This window comes from Shewanella sp. 10N.7 (genome assembly GCF_020806285.1).
In the GTDB taxonomy this organism is placed as follows: domain Bacteria; phylum Pseudomonadota; class Gammaproteobacteria; order Enterobacterales; family Shewanellaceae; genus Shewanella; species Shewanella electrodiphila.
Genome location: NZ_JAJGZS010000027.1, coordinates 1 through 20,868, shown reverse-complemented (window position 1 = coordinate 20,868; position 20,868 = coordinate 1). Strand labels below are relative to the sequence as shown.

The window sequence follows — 20,868 nt, the reverse complement described above, 5'->3', positions numbered from 1 at the left end:
CTGATAAAACGCCTACAAGCATTGCAAGTCAACAACAAATACCGCAATTAAAAGAAGATAATGTTATTAGCAGCGCATCAGGACAGATGCATGTAAAAGGCTCTGATACCGAACATATTTCTTGGTCAGTTGACACCGCTCAAGGGCAATATGGACATATCGTCATTGATCCTGTCACAGGTCAATGGCAATACTTACTGGATAACAGTAATAGTCAAACGAATGCACTTTCAGAAGGCGAGCAACAATCGGAACAATTCATCATTACAGCAACTGATAACAATGGCCACAAAGCCTCTAGCATCATTGCAGTAGAAGTTGAAGGAAGTAATGATTTACCGACTATTTCAGGTATGCATAATGCGACTATCAACAGCACTGGTAACATTGATAACGTAAGTGGGACATTAACAAGTTCTGATCCTGATCATCATGACCAAAGTGTATGGAACGTTGAGCAGCCCAATGGCAAGTTTGGTCAATTATCAATTAACCCTGATACAGGCGAATGGCAATATCACCTCGATAACCAATCAAGTTCGACCTTAGGACTTCATTCAGGGCAACAAGCAAGTGAATCTTTTACAGTAACAGCTACTGATAGTTCAGGAACGCCAGTTTCAAAAGAAGTCACTATTGTTGTTATTGGTAAAAATGAAGTCGCTGTCATTTCTGGCGTATCTACAGGTAGCATTACCGAAGATAAAAACCTAGTAACGCAACATTTATCAGTGACAGGACAATTATCTGTCACTGACACAGATACAGGTGAAAGTCATTTCCAAGCATCATCTTTACAAGGCCAATTTGGTCATCTGGTTATTGACGAGTTAGGTCATTGGACTTATACAGCTAACAATACGCAAACCGCCATTCAAGAACTCAAAACTGGCGAGTTGCTTACTGACACTTTATTAGTTCACTCAGTCGATGGAACCGAACAAAAAGTTACAGTAACCATCAACGGCACTGATGATAAAGCTGTTATTGCTGGTACTTCAACAGCACAGCTAACCGAAGATAACGACGTTCATCAAGGACAACTGCATGTCGATGGCGCACTCACTGTTACAGATTTAGATAACGGCCAAGCTCAGTTTTCAGCGACATCATTGCAAGGTCAGTTCGGCACGTTATCGATTAACAATTTAGGCCATTGGACCTATACCGCCGATAACTCTCAGCCGAACATTCAAGGCCTGAAAACGGGTGAGTCGCTTACTGATACTTTATTAGTTCATTCAGTCGATGGCACTGAGCAGAAAATCTCAGTAACCATTAATGGTACTGACGATAAGGCGGTCATTAGTGGTACAAGTTCAGCACAATTAACCGAAGATAAAAATGTTCATCAAGGGCAACTCCATGTTGATGGCGCATTAACCGTTACTGATGTCGATTCAGGACAAAAACAATTCCATGCTAATATTTTACAAGGCCAGTTTGGCAACTTATCCATAAACGATTTAGGACATTGGACCTACACCGCTAATAATTCACAAACAACGATTCAAGGCCTTAAAACAGGCGACTCGGTTACTGATACGCTAGTAGTGCATTCAGTCGATGGAACCGAACAAAAAATCTCAGTGACCATTAATGGCACTGACGATAAAGCTGTCATTACAGGTGTAAGCACTGGCAACATCAACGAAGATAACAATTTATTTCAAGGTCAATTACGGTTTGACGGCCAACTACAGGTAAAGGATCCAGATACTAACCAAGCTCATTTTCTAGCTTCAAATATTACCGGTACTTATGGAAATTTAAGCATCGATTTATCCGGTTCTTGGACATATATAGCTGACAACCAACAAACTGCAGTGCAACAATTAGGCATTAGTGATGATCTAACTGATTCGTTCATCGTTAAAACGGCAGATGGCACAGAACAACTAATTAAGGTTAACATTTGTGGTCATAATGATGCCGCAGTAATTAATGGTGTTGATACAGGGTCCATTCAGGATTCCGCTAACGCTCCACAAATGTTGCATGCTAATGGCAAATTATCTGTCATTGACGTCGATTTGGGACAAGACCACTTTCAAGTACAGGCCATTTCAGGTGCACATGGGAGTTACCTCGATATCAAAGCTGATGGCACGTGGAAGTATAGTGTTGATCGCTATAACCCAGATATAATTGACCTAGCTAAAGGCGCTAAGTTAGAAGAGCGATTTATTGTACACAGTGCTGACGGAACTGAGCACATGATTGTGACCACCGTAGTTGGTAATAATACGCCAGCAATAATTGTCGGACAAGGTGCAGGTGTACTAAGAGAAGATATCGGAAAAACACAGGTTACTGGAACGCTATCTGTAATGGATCCTGATGCCAATCAGAGTTTTTTTGAAACCGCCACGCTTCAAGGCACTTATGGCGACCTGGTTATAAACAAACAGGGACAGTGGCACTATGACTTAAATAACAATGGTCCAGCGGTTCAAACATTAAGAGACAACCAAGTAGAACCGGAAACTTTTTTTATTAAAAGTGCTGATGGCACACCACATGGCATACTGATTAATATTATTGGCACGAACGACCTTGCACAAATTGATGGTATTGATAGCGGTGTCATCAAAGAAGATGTTTTAAGTTCAGGTATATTACAAACACAAGGTAAACTCATAGTAACTGATATTGATGCTGGCGAAGCACTCTTTCCATCAGGGATGCAGCAAGGAAACTTTGGCCGATTAATGATGGCTAACAACGGCAGTTGGCATTATATTGCTGACACCAATCAAGCAGGCATTCAACAATTATCACAAGGTGATCACGAGCAAGATAAATTTACGGTTACCTCAATTGATGGCACGCAACATCAAGTTGTTATTGATATCAACGGTACAAATGACAGCGCCGTTATCGCGGGCACCAGTTCAGGCTCAGTAAATGAAGAAACACAACTGCAAACCTCTGGTACCTTAACCGTTACCGATACTGATAGGGGGGAGGCACATTTCTCCGATACCGATATTGCAGGCACATTCGGTATACTACATTTAACCGACTCAGGTGCGTGGACTTATGTCTTAGATAACTCGAACCCAAGGGTTCAAGCGCTAGCGGTAAATCAAACAGCCACCGATATCATTACCATTAATTCAGCTGATGGTACGCTACATCAACTTACCATTACAGTTAACGGCACTAATGATAAAGCTGTTATTACCGGCACTAGTTCAGGTATCGTAACAGAAGAATCTCAACTACAAACCTCTGGCGCCTTAACGATTACCGATACTGATACGGGGGAGGCACATTTCTCCGATACCGATATTACTGGCACATTCGGTATACTACATTTAACCGACTCAGGTGCGTGGACTTACGATTTAGATAACACGAATTTAACCGTTCAAGCGTTAACTGCCAATAAAACAGCGACTGATATCATTACCATTAATTCAGCTGATGGTACGCTACATCAACTTACTATTAAAGTTATCGGCACTAATGATAAAGCTGTTATTGCCGGCACTATTGCAGATACGGTAAAAGAAGAATCTAAACTTCAAACTTCAGGGACTTTAACCGTTACCGATACCGATAAGGGTGAAGCGCACTTCACCGATACCGATATTGTAGGCACATTAGGCACACTTCACTTAACTTTTTCAGGCGCGTGGACTTACGATTTAGATAATACGAACCCAACGGTTCAAGCATTAGCGGCAAACAAAACAGTGACTGATATCATCACGGTGAACTCAACCGATGGCACGCCGCACCAAATTACAATAACGGTTAACGGCACTAATGATAAAGCTATTATTTCCGGCACAAACACAGGTTCAGTAACCGAAGAAAGTATGTTGAAGGCTAGTGGGCAGCTGACGATTACAGATGTGGATACAGATCAGGACCATTTTCAGAACGGTGACCTAACTGGGAGTTATGGCACCTTGCATCTAACTGTAAACGGTGCATGGACGTACGATTTGGATAATGCCAACACTACCGTGCAAGCACTTACTGATGGAAGCTCGCTCACTGAAATCATCACGATCAAGTCCGCTGACGGCACTGCTCAAAACATTTCAATAACAGTCCATGGCACCAATGATGCAGCCTTTATCGGCGGCACCTCGATCGGTGCAGTCGTAGAAGAAAGTACGCTACAGTCTAGCAATATGTTGACCATTTCTGATGCGGATAGTGGGCAAGATCATTTTCAAAGCGGGGATATCACAGGAGTCTACGGTAAACTGCACATCGATACCGATGGCCTGTGGACCTATAACCTAGACAACAGTAACAGCACAGTGCAGGCATTGGGGCACGGCGATAAGCTGAGCGAAACGCTTACCGTTAAAGCTGCCGACGGTACCCCACATAACATTAAAGTATGGGTTTACGGCACCAACGATACCCCTATAATTGGCGGTAGTGCAGCCGGCTCCGTTACTGAAGAAAGCACGTTAAAGGCGAGTGGTCAGCTGACGATCACAGATGTGGATACAGATCAGGACCATTTTCAGGACGGTGACTTAATCGGAAATTATGGCACCTTGCATCTAGCCGCCAATGGCGCATGGACCTACGACTTGGATAATACTTCCGTGCAACTACTCGGTGATGGAAAGTCGGTCACTGAAACCATCACGGTTAAATCAACCGATGGCACCGCCCAAGACATTGTTGTGACAATCCACGGCACTAACGATGTGCCCTTTATCGGTGGTACCTCGATTGGTGCAGTCGTAGAAGGAAGTACGTTACAGTCCAGCAATATGTTGACCATTGCCGATATGGATGGGGGTCAAGATCATTTCCAAAGCGTCGATATTAAAGGAGCCTACGGCAAACTGCACATTGATACCGATGGCCTGTGGACCTATGACCTAGACAACAATAATAGCACTGTGCAGGCACTGGGACACGGCGATAAGCTGAGTGAAACGCTTACCGTTAAAGCTGCCGACGGTACCCCACATAATATTAAAGTATGGGTTTACGGCACCAATGATGCCGCTATGATTGGCGGTAGTTCAGCCGGCTCTGTTACTGAAGAAAGCACGTTAAAGGCGAATGGGCAGCTGACGATCACAGATGAGGATACAAATCAGGACCATTTTCAGGACGGTAATCTAACCGGAAGTTATGGCACCTTGCACCTAGCCGCAAACGGCGCATGGACGTACGATATAGATAATAGCAATCCAATGGTACAAGCATTAGGTCAGGGTAAAACAGCTAAAGATACTATTACTGTTCATTCTGCCGATGGAACACCACATCAAATCAGTATTACTGTTAACGGCACTAATGATACGGCAGTGATTGCAGGTACCAATTCAGGAATAGTGACTGAAGAAACGCAACTTCAAACAACGGGTACGTTAACCGTTACCGATACAGATGCTGGCGAAGCACTCTTCTCCAATACTGATATCGTTGGTTCGCTGGGTACGTTACATTTAACTGATTCTGGAGCATGGACGTACGATTTAGATAATACCAATCCTACCGTACAAGCATTAGGACAAGGCTCCAATGCGACTGATGTTATTACCGTTCATTCTGCAGATGGTACTCCTCATCAAATCACTATTAAAGTTAACGGCACTGATGATAAAGCCGTTATTACAGGCACTTCAACAGCACAATTAACCGAAGATAAAGATGTCCACCAAGGACAACTTCATGTTGATGGCGCGTTAACCGTTACCGATGGTGATGCAGGAGAAAACCAATTTCAAGCGAGTGTTGAGCAAGGTCAATATGGCTCACTGACGTTGAGCGAATTAGGACATTGGACTTATACGGCAGATAATTCACAACCATCTATTCAAAGTTTAAAAACAGGTGAAAAGGTAACTGATACCTTAATCGTTCAATCTATCGATGGCACCGAGCAACAGATCACAGTCACCATCAATGGCACTGACGATAAAGCGGTTATTACTGGAATTTCAACAGGTGACGTTGATGAAGGTCATGGTAGTTTTGGCGATATGTCACCAGATTATGCACAACCTGGTATGGCCAAGCTTGGACAAGCTGCATTAACCGCTGATGGCAAGTTAGATATTGTTGACCCTGATGCTGGTGAATCACAGTTTGACTCTAAAGGTGGTGCCTGGAACAACTCCTACCACGGACAATATGGACATTTATTGTTAAACAGTGATGGAACTTGGCATTACGACGTGACCGTTGGCAGCGTAGACTGGGTCGGCAATAGAAAATCAACTATTGGCTCTACTATAGATAAACTTGGAGAAGGACAAACATTAACTGATACAATAACGATCCAATCAAAAGATGGTACATCCCACGATATTGTTATTACTATTCATGGTGATAATGACCGACCTTATTGCTCTTCAGAAGTCACTTTAACAAGTGGCACTGAAGATACAGCACAAACGTTAACTACTGCCGATTTACTATCGAATACAGTTGATGTCGATGCTAATGATGCCGGTAAACTTACTATTGAAAACTTAGTTTCCGACCATGGTTCAATCTTAGATAACAAAGACGGTACATTCACTTTCACACCAGAGAAAGACTACAACGGTGCTGTTCACTTTAGTTATGACGTTAAAGACGCCCATGGTGGCGTCACCCATACTGGCGCAACAACTTCACTCAGTGCAGTGCGTGATGCAGCTGTTATTGGTGGTGTCGATACTGGTGATATTACTGAAAACTCGGCGGGCATCAATATGTCTCCCGATCAGGCTCATGCAGGCATGGCAACCTTAGGTCAAAAGGTATTATATGCATCCGGTCAACTCACTATATTAGATCCAGACAAAGGCGAAGCTGAATTTGGCGGACAGAGTGCAAGCGGCTATAACTATCATGGCAGCTATGGCGATCTCATTCTAAATAAAGATGGCAGCTGGGATTATCATGCCGATCTAGGCCGAGTTAGTCATATTGGCGGTAGACCAACCACTCGTGGGACAGCAATTGATAAGTTGGGTGAAGGAGAAACGTTAACTGACACGATAACCATTCATGCTAAAGATGGCACTACCCATGATATCGTCATTACTATTCATGGCAGTAACGACCGCCCATATTGTTCGTCTGAAGTACAGCTTAATTCAGGAAAAGAAGATACAGCACAAACGTTAACCGCTGCCGATTTACTGACGAATACAGTTGATGTCGATGCTAATGATGCCGGTAAACTTAGTATTGAAAACTTAGTTTCCGACCATGGTTCAATCCTAGATAACAAAGACGGCACATTCACTTTTACACCAGAAAAAGACTACAACGGTGCTGTTCATTTTAGTTATGACGTTAAAGACGCACATGGGGGGATTACTCACACAGGCGCTAGCACGAGCTTAACCGCGGTCAGAGACGCTGCCACCTTTACTGGAGACGATACTGGTGCCGTTAAGGAAGATACAGCTACATCGAAATCTGGCGCAATAGATCAACTAGTCGCTTCTGGGACGCTTGCCATACATGATCCAGACGGCCCACAGGAAGAGTCCTTTGACTTCAAATCTTATGGAGAACATGCTATCTCCGATCCTTTCGGTGGAAATTTGCATATTAGCCAAGCGGGAAGTTGGTCTTACGTCGTTGATAATAATAATCCAGCGTTACAGGCTTTAAAAGAAGGGGAGACTCGGGACGTTGTTTATAGAGTCACTTCTCGAGGTTACAGTACCCACGAAATCACTATTACAGTAACAGGCACCAACGATGCGCCTGTAGTTACGTCGTCAGTTAACTTGAACTCAGGTACAGAAGATACAGCGGTTACCCTAAATACAGTAGAGCTACTGGCCAATGCAACTGACATAGATACCGGCGAAAGTGCACAACTTACTGTGGCGAACTTAGTAGCGGTCAAACCCGATGGTACCGTCGCAGGTAGCGTAACTGACAATCACGATGGTACTTTCACCTTTAACCCCGAAGCCAATTATAATGGTTCAGTCACCTTCAACTACGAGGTGCAGGATCCGCATGCAGCGACTACATCGACCATGGCCACGATGAGTCTTGCCGCTGTTGTGGATGAATCCATCATCACCGGCATAGATACGGCGAGTGTGAAAGAGGATGTCAACGTATCGAATAATGCACAAGTCCATGATCTAATTGCTTCTGGCAGTCTTAGTGTGAGTGATCCAGACGGTGGTCAGAATTACTTCTTGTTTAGTCAGTTTGGTGAGCAAGCAGTATCCGACCCTTTCAACGGCATGCTTCATTTAGATGCTTCGGGAAACTGGGAATATGCAGTCGAAAATTTTCAATTGCAGGAGCTGAGAGAAGGACAGGTCGAACATGCCATTTACAAAGTGCAATCGGCCGACGGCACTTATCATAATATTAATATCACCATTATAGGCACTAATGACACACCTGTTGTTTCAAGCGCAGTGGGCCTTGTTGACGGCAGTGAAGATACTTCGGTTGTTTTGCATGCCTCGGATCTGCTCGCTCACGCTACCGACGTCGATACAGGCGAAACCACGCAGCTTAGTGTCCATAACCTAGTCGCTGTCAAACCAGACGGAACCTCGGCGGGTGCCATAACCGACAATCATGATGGGACATTCACATTCGTCCCCGAGGCTAATTACAACGGTACTGTCGACTTCAACTATGCCGTGCAAGACACGCATGGCGGCACTGTAAATACAACCGCTTTTCTCACTCTGGATTCAGTAAGTGACATAGCAACCTTTAGTGGTGACTCATCTGGAATTACTAAAGATGACGATACCGCTGTATCAGGACTACTCACAGTCACCGATCCAGATGCTGGAGAAGACGAGTTTAAGGTTCAAACAAATGTCGATGGCTCATACGGCAAGTTCAGTATTACCGCCAACGGCCATTGGAACTATATGCCGGATGATCGAGCCGATGGAATAGCGTCCGGTCAATCACCACAGGAAACCTTTACGGTAGAGTCTATTGATGGAACCAAGCAGAGTGTCATCGTAACAATCACTGGTAGCAATGATGTGCCGATCGTTATCGCAGCTAATGCGAGCAGAGCTGTCGATCTTGGTGCAACCGAATTGGACACCGCCAAGACGTTCACCGAAGCTGAATTACTGAAACTCGTGGATGCTAGCGATATAGATGGAGACACCCTTCATATCACCGACATAAGTAGTACGCATGGTAACTTTTCTAAAGATGTGCAGAGCGGAGAATGGACGTTCACCCCAGAAAAACACTATCACGGTATCTATATTCCGGTGAGCTTAAAGGTAAGTGATGGATCTGCCGAGACTATTGCTCATGGCACCATTGATGTTAACGAGTCACATCCTGCGCCATATATAACAGGTACATCAACAGGTGACATTACAGAAGCCAACGCCACTATCCAGCTTGATCCCATCACTAGCGACAATATTATTAACGCCCAAGAAAGCGCTACCGATATCGGCATAACAGGTCAAGTCAGTGGCGATGTGCATCAAGGTGATAGCGTAAGTTTAGTCGTCGGACAACATAGCTATAGCGCCTCGGTTGATGGCAGCGGCCACTTTAGCGTTAACATTGCAGGTTCTGAATTAGCATCAAATTCCTCGATAACAGCGAGCGTGGTAACCACCGACAGCGCAGGTAACTCAGCTAGTGCTTCACAAGTGATGCACTATAGCAGCGATACACACGTAGGCATGCCAACCATTACCTTTGAAAACCCAGGCAGTGACAAGGCCTACAGCAAAGCCGAAATAGCTCAAGGTCATGCAGGTACCGTGACCGCAACGGTGCATGCTGCAGCTGATGCCCAAGTAGGCGAGCACCTGAGTATTAATGGCGTTGACCATGTACTCGATGCCAACAGTTTAGCCCATGGTATCAACCTTGAAGTTGCACCCAGTAGTATTGTCAGAGCGATCATGACCGATGAGCACGGTAACGTTAACTCTGCCCTCAATATTGCTGCAAGCGCGAAGCCTGAACCTATCGTCGTCACCGCCCCGCCTGGTAGCCACCATATTGGTGCCTCTTTGGGAGTACCGACCTTAATACCTACCCAAACACCTGTTCCTACAGCTCAACAAGGCTGGAAAATTTTAGTCAATGGCCACTATCAGACTAGCTATACCAGCCAATGGGGCACCCTGACCATAAACCCCAAAACAGGTCAGTTAAACTATCAAGAACACGCAAATACTCATACTGGTCCTCATGGCAGCGCTCAGAATGTTGGCGTGCATGAGGATAAGTTTGAGGTCGCCCTTCAAGGGTCACACCATGATGATGTCATCATGCATGTTCAAGTGAGTATATTAAGCCACGGCCCAGGACATAGTGGTAAACTCACTTTAGGCTCTGAAGTTCTTGATATGACGGTGACGCCAACCATTACTCATTCCGCACCACCGCCACCTCCTACAGCAGCCGATGCTAATGATGCTCCCCAAAATGACGCCATTGCTGACATCAGTGTAGATTTACACGATATATTGGTTGATGATGCCGCGGTTCACACTGGGCAAGACACACAATCATCAGATGATGCAACAGTTCAAGCTCAAACAGAAGCTGAGACGGAATCGACGTCACAACCATTATCACCAACGCCAGTGACTGCAGCTGCAGTAAGTACCCCGATTGATCACTATTTAAATATGGTAGGTATTTCACAGGCGGACATAGCACCGACAAATACAGCGGGTATCGACCCTCTCGATTTGCCAGGTGTTCCTGAAATGGCCATTGAGAATGTAGATGCAGATATGCTGGATGTGAGTCAAGGTGATGCTTTTGAAAACCCACTAGATGATGAGCACCATCAGCAACATAAGGATGAGTTATTAACTGATTTAAATGACCAACCAGATCAGAGTGATATTAATCAGGCTAATGACGATGATTTGCTGCATCAAGCATTAAATGACATGCACAATCAGGTCTAAAAAACTTAAGTCATAATAACTCTGTAATAGACTGAAAAGGCGCAGCATGAACCATCATGCTGCGCCTCTAAAACATCGTTTTTTGTAGCTATAATTACAACACTTTAGTGTAACTAATCACGCCGTAACCATGCCAATCATCGACATCTGACTCATATTCTTTACTGTAAAAATTAAAGCTCCAACTGACAGACCAAGTCGGAAAAGCCCAAATAACACCAAGACTGGCTTGTGCTTGCTGATTCTCAATATTCAACGGAGAATCATAAGGTAAGTCACCTTCAATGGTTAAGTCATTGAAACGATAACCTGCCTGCATTCGAAAATATGCCTGCCAGCTGCCATAACGATTAGCATATGAAGCATAATCTCCCATATGCCCTGCCTGACTAGACAATTGTCCGAAGGTTTCAGCTAAATCATCACCCCATCGTAAGGTTAAACCAACACTGGATTGCGAGCGAAAATTACCTGCCATCGTGTGGTTAAATACGCTGATATCCCACTCACTATTATCAAATGCTTGCCAGCGATTTAGCAACGCATCGACTTCATAAGCCAATTGAAACGTTACTTGGTTTTCAATTTGATAATCCCACCCCTTTGGCGTGGTGGAACCGGTAATTTTATGGACAACAGTTTGCAATTCTTCAGCAAAAGAAGCTGGCCCCATCACGCCAATGCTTAACCAGTTTTTTTGCGCCAATGAAGAGCTGAATTGCCCTGTAAATGATTCTAGCTCTAATAACCCGGCATAAGGTCGCTCATTTGGCTGGGGATAGTCATAGGCTATTTCAGTTGGTGTCCACATGCGATGATAAAACTGCCCGCCCCATTGAGACTGACTCGACTCCTGAGGAAAAGCGATGACTGATTGCCATTTGAAAAGCGCCGGAGCTTGGGAAAAGTCAGTAGCTGGTGTTGCAAGCCAGCCGACAACGACACCATTAGAGTAGTCACCGTCAGCACCAATGATCACATCGTTATCAAAATTAAAATACAACTGGTCGGCAAAGGATTTAGAAGGTGCTAACACCAGTAGAGCAACTGTGAGGATAGATATTGGAACAGAGAAAGCATTTAAGTATTTCTGACTCAAGATAGCCCCCTAGTACTTGCTACTTTCGTTATCATTTCATGTATCTCAAATATTCAAGATGACATCCAGTTTAACGATTCAATAGTGCGGCACAAATAACTATTTATCATTCGCTTTAAACAGGTCATATATCCACTTAAGCATTACTTAAACATTACTCAAGCCAAACATGCCAAGGACTTTCTAGCACTTAATGAGACAACAGCAACTTCAATGCATCGAAAGTCTTAAAATGTATCCAACCTATAAAAAAGTCCGTCATAAAAATCGGAACAGACGACAAGCTCAGGTAAAGTCATTACGAGTTATGATAGGTTGTAAAAAACGTTTTTGAATCTAGCGGTTTAGAGAAAAAATACCCTTGAATCAAGTCTACACCTTGCTGAGATAAATAATTGACTTGCGACTCAGTTTCTACCCCTTCAGCAATAACACTTAAGCCAGATTTTTTAGCAAAAGAGATAATCGCATCAAGCGTTTTCTCATTAAAGTTATCTTTAACGCCAATAGTATCAATAAAAGCCTTATCAATTTTTAAGGTACTGATGCCTAACTTTTGTACATAGCTAAAACCGCCATAGCCCATACCGGCATCATCCAACTTTAAATCAACGCCTATCGAATAAAAATTATCAAGCATTTCACGGGCTTTAACTAAATCAGTGATGGGTTGGCGCTCAGTAATTCCTAGTGAAACTCTGTGTTTCCCAAGCTTCCCCGACTCTTTTAACGACTTGATATATTGATAAAGTTTGTCATCTTCCAAATGCTCAGGAACAATATTAATACTGATAAATAATGGACTAACTTGCTGGCCTGTTATCTCCATCTCATCAACCATCACATTCAGCATCGAATAAGTCATATCAACAATTAAGCCTGCTGACTCAGCAAAAGGAATAAATTGATTAGGTGGAATTAAATCCCCATTAAATTGGCGCCAACGCATTAGTACCTCAACCCCGACAATCTCATTCGACTGAGAGTTAATCACAGGCTGATAAAACGGAATAAACTCTTTGTTCTTGATGCCCTTTTTTATATTCGCCCGGGTTGAGCCTTGAGATTGTTTGCGGTACCAAAAGGCAACAGTAAACGCGAGTGCAATGAGAAAGCTAATCAGCGCACGGTATTCCCAGCTTAGTGATTGATATTGTTTAAGGTATTCTTCGTTTCCAGTCAGGCTAAATTTAGCAATGTAGTATTCATTTTGCTGAACCACCTCTTCTATAATAAGGTGCTCGCCCTCGAACTCTTCAAAGCCAAACTCCATCACAGGTACTGCAGTTAAGTTATCTTGAAAGCCATCAATGGTAATGGTGTATTCTAAACAAGCTTTACAGTCTACCGGTATAAAGTAGCGAGGATTCATAGGCACGATACTGGCCACATATTGCTTATCACCATGATCGTGGACTAAAAACAATTCATGTATATCTGAGTGAGATTGGTTTATGACTGCGAGTTTTAGATCCGGTCCAATATTATGCCTTACCAACTTTTCTACATGGCGTGGTATTGCTTGTGAGTGGCAAATCACTTCTAACTCATCCATTACGCCAACCCAACGAATAAAGGTCGAGTTAAACACCGACATAGTCAGTAATTTTTCATTACTTTCAGAGCAGGCATAGCTGTCATCGAGTTGCGGTAAAGCTTTAAGCTCTTGAGCAGTATCCTCAATGTACATGGTTAATTTTTCAGATAAGATATGGGCGTCACGCTTAATCATAGTGTCAGAAATTTGATAATCTAACGCTTTTAACCCCATGTTTAAAATAAAAAAACTAACAATGAATACCACATAGCACTGTACTCTTTCCATTTGCTATTTCGTCCCTTTGTATACTGAAAACTATCAGTAAAAAAACACTACAAGCTTTCTATTCAAACTCAGCATCGTAGCCTTCACAACTCACAGCCATCGTTTGCTGACTAAACGGATCCACAAACCTAAGTGATTTTGCCACCAGCTTTAATGGCTTATCAAAATTATCAGCGGCTTTCGGTTGCAGCTGTGGATAATTAGTATCATTTTCTAACGGCATCCCTAAAGACATCATATGTACTCTAAGTTGATGCATTTTCCCTGTTATGGGACTGAGTTCGAACAAGCCTCGAGTGCCTTTTATCGCGATCAAGCTAATTTCTGAATGCGTATTCGCTTCACCGTCAGTTATTTTCATTAAAAAACTTGGCGTTGAACGCACCATACGGTTTTTAACCGACCACTTAATAGGTAACGATAAACCGTCTTGCTGATGAAGAGCAAGTAACTCTGGAGTCAGCTGTGCAATAGCTTGATATTGCTTATTTATCTTACCATCAGTAAATAATGAATGATAAGCATGTCGAGACTCAGGGTTAACTGTCATTAACATAACCCCTGCCGTTGGTCTGTCTAACCTATGTGCTGGTGAAATCGTGTCTATACCTGAAGCAATTCGCAAACGATGAGTCAGACACTCGTTAACAAAATTCCCACTGGGTGTAACAGGCAGAAAATGCGGTTTAAACACTAATATACAATGTTCGTCCTGATGGAGTATTTTATGCTGAAACGGAATTTTAGTTTCTGCCTCAACTTCACGGTAGTAATAGACCCGTGTCGCGCCTCGATATTGAGTGTGTTGATCAATCAGTTCACCATCTGCCCAGTGCACTTTGCCGTCAGCTACACGTTTTAACCAAACAGATTCTGGAATTTGTTGAAAGTGTGACACTAAAAACTCTAACACCGTTAAAGGTGCTGTTTTGGACTGTGGTAACACAATATAGGAAGGTTGAGCTGCTCTAGCAGCAAGTTTTACAGACATGTAAATATACTTTTAGCTACACTTTTAAACAGTATAACCAACAATGTCAGAGCAACTAAACAAAATCAACAAAAGCAAGAGACCAATATTAAACATCCACATGAGACTTTAATAATTGTAGAACAAAATCCATGGTTTTATGGCAGTTGGGTTGTTCAACCAATAGCAATTTGTCTTTGTTATACATAGGCAAAACTTCTAACCATCGCTGGCTAACCCAAGTTGCATCCTCAAGGTGAACTTGATTGTATAAATCGAGCAAGTCTGGGTTAACTTCGTAAAACTGCTCAAGTGCTGCGCTGATAATCTCGAACTCTTCCCCAATGGGTTCATTTTGCCAGTTTTGGCAAGGTAAAGTGCGAGCAATCCAGCTTTGATCTCTGAGTTGAGCACCTGAAAGAATTTTAACCCTTTGGCGGCCTTCGACGACAATACTTAACGAATCATCTTCCAATTGATTAAAGTCGATAATCTCGCACTCAGTTGCCGTGTCGTAACAAGGAGGGAAACAGCTACTTTTCGTCGCAGCTAATGCTAATCGATAATGCCCTTTCAGCACATTAGCAACCATTAACAATTGATTTGGTGTAACCATTCTCATCTCTTGTCGACCACCAGGAAGCAAAACTGCTTCTTGGATGAGTAACGCCATTTCTATCGTTTGCATAGCAACCTCCAGACCACAGCGTTTCTTGGTTATTCCATTTATTAGGGGTGTATACCCAGTAAGAATGCTGTAGAAAAAGTAGCCCACCGCTACCTAGGACCAATAAAAATCAACAAGTTGTCACTTAGATGACTTTAATAAGTTTAGCAGCCAAGTTTGAGTTTTCCAGCTTGGTAACGCTATTACAACTTTATGATTAGCACTGTAAACTTCATTTTGTCATCACATAGCAACAACCCAAACAAACAACAAAGTTGATCAATAATTAGACAGGGTAAAATACGGAATAGTTTCAGTAAATGATCATAATTTTACTAAAGTAGCTCTGAAGATAACTTTTAAGGTGCTTAAGGGAGTGGCATATAAGCCAGAAGATTAAAGGGATAAACACCAATCAGCATATATGAAATTAGCACCAATAATGGCTTATTAATGGCACCATAAGTAAGCTGTAATGTTGAATGAGGAATTACGCTATCTAATGGGCTTTCTTATCGGCCTTCTTAGCGCTCTTCTTAGCGACTTAGCGACTTAGCGACTTAGCGACTTAGCAATAAACGATGCCAATTACAGATGCTCAATGTGGTCCATTATCGATTGCTTCTCCACAATATCAGCAAATAACTCACCTAACACTTCGCTTCGCTTTAAAGACTCACGCCAATAAGCAATACGGCTATCGCTATCGAGCTGCTTAAAGTCTTCTCGATCTGGGATCTTTTGATATGGCAATGACTTCAAATACTCTGCAGTAGGAGTCAGTATTAAGGCATTATGATAATGCTTTTTGGCTCGGCGCCATTTTAATGATTTATCAAACCAACCCGGACTCATATGAGGATAAAAGTGCGGATATAAACTTAAGCCTTCAGGTGAATGTGTTGGCATATCAAAATGGTAATCAGTGATACCACCATCATAGTAAGCGCCATCACTTATGCCATTTATGCGTGTAACAGGTGCTAATACTAATGGAATAGATCCCGTTGCCAGCAGAACTTGATTAATATTATTACGGGTTAGTTGAGCATGTTCGGTGGGTAAGTCAGTTAGGTGTGAAAAAGGGGATTTTACTTGTTGATGACTAAACACCACTCGTTCAAAGTGCCAGGCTAAACTTCGACGACTCACCGCATTACTTAATGCAGTAGCAGCAAGCCCTAACGCCAACTTTCCTTTAGAGCGACTGGCATTAAAATGCTTTGCCTTACACACAACAAAATGACTTTGAATGATGCGGTTATTCACAATATCCATCGCGCCGTGCTCACCCAAAATACCATTAATAATACGTTCAACCTGTTCAGTCACTTCTTGTCGATTGGGGACATGATCGTAACGCTGACCAATATAAAAATCCTCAAGCCGAGAATATGCTGCTAAGGGATCTTTTTGAGCTAAGCAAGCCAAACGCCATGCGCCCGATGACGCGCCCATGGTATATAGCGGTGTTTTTCTTTCAGCAAAAAACTCACCAAACAAATATTTGTCCAGACCAGCTACCCCTATCCATTTAGGGCCACCCGATGCTGCAAATAACTGGCTAAACATTGATGCCGACAAGCCATTTTTTTCAATCTGTTGATAAGCTGTTTTACCAGCAAGTAATCGTAATGCTGTCACTGCGCTTCCTGTATTTAAATCTTTTCATGACAATACAAACTGAATCTAATCTCTGCGACACCAAAAACATCCGCAAAAGCGATCAGTTAACCCCCAACAATCGACGGGTCTAAAATTCATCTTAACTAAGTTTGTCATAGGGTTAAACCACCTTAGGGTTGAATCTCTTCATAGCCTATAGCGAATCGACATATCTTCATGGCGTTGGATTAGCGAATAAGTAATAATATTGCATCATCAATAAATCAGAGAGCCACTATGGTCGTCGATAGCCTTTCAAACCATGCGCTATATCATTCACTCAGCCCAAGACTCGCCAAGGCGCTGACTCATTTATCTGAAACGGATTTTTCAAACGCTGAAGTGGGTACTTACCCTCTTGAAGGCAAAGATATATTTGTTATCGTCAATGACTATCATACCAAACCGAAACAAACTGAACCTTTTGAAGTCCACCAGCGTTATATTGATGTGCAATATGTTGTCAGTGGTGAAGAAGAATTTGGTTATTTGCCCCTTGCCAACCAAACACCACTGGCGCCTTATCATCCAGAACATGATTTTACTGAGTTTGATTATGAATCTAATCAAGATACAGCGGCATTTATTCCATTAAAAGCGGGCATGTTTGCCTTGTTTTTCCCAGACGATATGCATATGCCAGGGACCTCAGATATTGCAACCGCTGTCAGAAAAGTCGTCATCAAAGTAAAGATTTAATCTTGCTTAAATGCTTAATCACAGCTGCAATAGTTTCAGGCCACAACATGTGGCCTTTATTTTTTTAAACTTAATCACGATGTTTTTAATCAATTTTACATTCAAAATGCTTAACTAGGCTTTTACTTCTGCATCACACACCTCCCCTTTTCATGCCCGTTTCAAAGCTATTCGCACGTCCATTACCCTAAGCCCTCTAACAGCCCTCAGCTGAGCTCAATCTAAAGTTAAACCTGATTAAAATGTGATCTTGATCAATATTTACAACCTGCTAATATAACCCCAAGAAATTAGTTATAACTAAAAGCTATATAAACTAATCAATGGAATTGAGTCGCACCCTATGAAAAATACATCACCACTGAGCCAAATATATTTAGACGCCAATGCCACAACACCTGTATTGCCCCAAGCGGCAGCAGCGGCTGTAAACAGTATGAAAGTGTTATTTGGCAACCCAAGCAGTAGCCATATTACAGGGCTTAAAGCTAAAGATTTAATGGAGCAAACTCGCGCTAACGCCAGAAAAGTCATCGGCGCAGACACAGGTAATGTGATATTCACAAGCGGAGCGACTGAAGGGATCCAAACGGCGATTATCTCAGCCCTTGTTGAAGCGAAAAAATCCCTTGATTCAGATAAACAATATAGTTTGTTATATGGCGCCACAGAGCATAAAGCAGTGCCCGAATCATTAAAGCACTGGAATCAAATCTTAGGCATCAATGCTGACATTAAAGCGATTCCTGTTGATGGGATGGGAAATTTAGACAAGCAATTTATTGAAAAAGAAGCCCCAAGCGCATTAATGATTTGTACTATGGCGGTAAATAATGAAACTGGCGTTTATCAGGACTTGCTCGCACTTGAACAAGTCATTCGTCATGCTAACAAACATATTTTTTGGATGGTTGATTGTGTGCAGGCGCTAGGGAAAACCCCATTAAACCTAGCGGAAACCACCATTGATTATGCCCCTTTTAGTGGCCATAAATTGTATGCACCGAAAGGCATTGGCTTTGTGTATATACGTCAATCAGCACCATTTACCCCTATCATTGCTGGTGGCGGCCAAGAAAGCGGTTTGCGTTCAGGCACAGAAAACCTACCTGGTATGGCAGCTATTAACGTCATTTTTGAAATGTTACTCAATGAGCAAGATAGTGTATTTGCTAACCTCGATACCCTAAGTGGTTATCAAACACAATTAGTGAACACGTTAAATACCGCTTTTCCTGAAGTGGTATATAACCATAGCGTTGAAAACAGCGTGCCAACTACAATTAACTTTGCAATTTCAGGGTTTAGCAGTAAAGAAATCATGGATTTATTTGATGCGGCTAACATTCGTGTTAGCTCAGGCTCCGCTTGCTCATCAAAAGTCACTCGCAGTTTTGTACTCGATGCCATGGGATTACCTGCCTGGCAAAGTGAATCAGCAATTCGATTGTCATTTGGTCCTGCAATTACCCAGACAGAAGTTGATCAAGCCTGTCAACGCATCACCTCTGCAGCCAAAGCATTAACCCATAGCTGTATGATTTTAGACAATGGTGAAATTGATGAAAAGCAGCCGCTCAACGGTTTAGTGCAGCTAAGATTTGGCTCCAATTGCACTTGGGTATACGCCGACCAACAAAGCAAGCAAGCCTTTATTATTGATCCACTGCCAGAGCTAAACGATCGCTTAGATACCTTATTGCAATGCCAGCAGTTGGAACTGGTGGCTGTAATCGACACCCACGGCCACGCCGACCATCAATCAGGCCGAACTTTCTTAGCCGATAAGCACCTACCTACTCAGCAAACTGATGCATTAGGTTGGCCACAAGCTTGTTTGCAGCATTCGCAACTTCAATACATTGAAATAGGTCATCAATGGCTAGTTAAAGTCGCTACACCTGGCCACACCGATGACAGTATGACGCTATTACTGTGCAGTCCATTCAAGGATAAAAACGACATTAAACAACAGTGTCAATTCGCCTTTTGCGGCGACACCGTTTTAATGGGCAGCTTAGGTCGAACAAACTTTGATTCAAGTAGTGCAACTGACATGTTCTCAAGCCTTAAGTTGATACATAGCTTGATTGGTAGTGATACGCTTATATGTGCTAGCCATGATTATAATAATGAGTTTACAACTCACCTCAGCGCAGAATGTCAACGTAACCCACTTTTAAGAAATACTCTTAATGGACAGCTCGACGTATACGAGTTTGAAAAGTTAAAAGCTGATTTAGACAGCCATCTTTGCGATCAAACTGGCAGCGAAATTATGTGCGGAGCATTAACTGACAGCCAGTTAGCGGGGCAAGCTATTGTTGAATATAACCATCAGAGTTTGAACTATGCCTTAGCCAATGATGAAGTCACATTAATTGATATCAGAGAACCTCACGAGTACGCACTGCAACACACTGAAGATTCCAGTGAAAACGTTCCGCTCACTCGCTTAGTGCAGTTTATTCAACAACAGCAACAGCAAAAGCATCATAAATGGGTATTAGTCTGTCGCAGTGGCAGTCGCTCATTTGTAGCAGCTCAAGCTATGCATCGTTTAGGATTTGATAATGTTGCTCATCTTAAAGGCGGATACGCATTAAGTAGTTAGTTGGTGTAAGGGTTAACAGTAATGGCATTCATCAAACCAATGAATGCCATTAAACCAGTCACTGGCGTAACCACATTCAATATGGTGTGTTTTCGTAAAGCCCTACCAAGCTTGTGTCCCAATGCTTGTTTGCAGCTATAGTCAGGTATTGATTTCTAGATTTGAATCAAATCTTAATCAACGTCTAAACCAACGTCTAAATCAAGGTCTAAATCAAAGTCGTGGCGCTTCGCCCATTCTTTTGTAAAGAGCAGACTAAAAGGGAGTGAACTGCGACTCCCTCTATACTCTTTATTAAAGAATTAGGCCCCCGCAGCTCCGGCGAAATTTAAACAGCAAAATTTCCAACGGAGAATCATCCAGCTTTAAACTTCATTTTGAGTCCGCTTCGGCAAGCTACAAAATCACTAACGCTTACGATGGGGCGTCCCTTCCCCTCGAAAGCT

Annotated in this window: 8 protein-coding genes; 3 read left to right on the top strand and 5 right to left on the bottom strand. The window is 42.7% G+C overall.

All coding sequences use genetic code 11. From position 1 onward, the window contains the following. Window positions 1–86 precede the first annotated feature (86 nt). A complete protein-coding gene (locus LMH66_RS16155; protein ID WP_229371243.1) occupies window positions 87–10,883 on the top strand; it encodes a VCBS domain-containing protein in 10,797 nt (3,598 codons plus the stop codon). A gap of 94 nt (window positions 10,884–10,977) precedes the next feature. On the opposite strand, the gene LMH66_RS16150 is transcribed toward LMH66_RS16155, so the two are convergent. From LMH66_RS16150 to LMH66_RS16130, 5 genes are all read right to left on the bottom strand, one after another. Beyond that, window positions 10,978–11,982 carry a lipid A deacylase LpxR family protein gene (locus LMH66_RS16150; protein ID WP_229371241.1) on the bottom strand — a complete coding sequence of 335 codons (1,005 nt, stop codon included), beginning with the start codon at window positions 11,980–11,982 and terminating at the stop codon, window positions 10,978–10,980. A gap of 298 nt (window positions 11,983–12,280) precedes the next feature. After that, complete coding sequence (locus tag LMH66_RS16145) at window positions 12,281–13,807, bottom strand: EAL domain-containing protein (RefSeq protein WP_229371239.1); 1,527 nt, start codon at window positions 13,805–13,807, stop codon at window positions 12,281–12,283. Between the two features lie 58 nt (window positions 13,808–13,865). Next, the gene (locus LMH66_RS16140; RefSeq protein ID WP_229371237.1) at window positions 13,866–14,798 is read right to left on the bottom strand and encodes a pseudouridine synthase; all 933 of its coding nucleotides are present in this window, start codon (window positions 14,796–14,798) and stop codon (window positions 13,866–13,868) included. Window positions 14,799–14,886: 88 nt separating this feature from the next. Next, window positions 14,887–15,465 carry an LON peptidase substrate-binding domain-containing protein gene (locus LMH66_RS16135; RefSeq protein ID WP_229371235.1) on the bottom strand — a complete coding sequence of 193 codons (579 nt, stop codon included), beginning with the start codon at window positions 15,463–15,465 and terminating at the stop codon, window positions 14,887–14,889. 567 nt (window positions 15,466–16,032) lie between these two features. Further along, window positions 16,033–17,088, bottom strand: coding sequence for a patatin-like phospholipase family protein (locus tag LMH66_RS16130; protein ID WP_229371233.1), 1,056 nt, complete (start codon window positions 17,086–17,088; stop codon window positions 16,033–16,035). Window positions 17,089–17,346: 258 nt separating this feature from the next. Between LMH66_RS16130 and LMH66_RS16125 the strand changes: the two genes are divergently transcribed. Both LMH66_RS16125 and LMH66_RS16120 read left to right on the top strand, forming a co-directional pair. After that, window positions 17,347–17,808: a YhcH/YjgK/YiaL family protein gene (locus LMH66_RS16125; RefSeq protein ID WP_229371231.1), complete on the top strand. Its 462-nt coding sequence runs from the start codon at window positions 17,347–17,349 to the stop codon at window positions 17,806–17,808. 343 nt (window positions 17,809–18,151) lie between these two features. Then, entirely contained in the window at window positions 18,152–20,422 is a 2,271-nt protein-coding gene (locus tag LMH66_RS16120; RefSeq protein WP_229371229.1) for an aminotransferase class V-fold PLP-dependent enzyme, read from the top strand. Window positions 20,423–20,868: the final 446 nt, after the last annotated feature.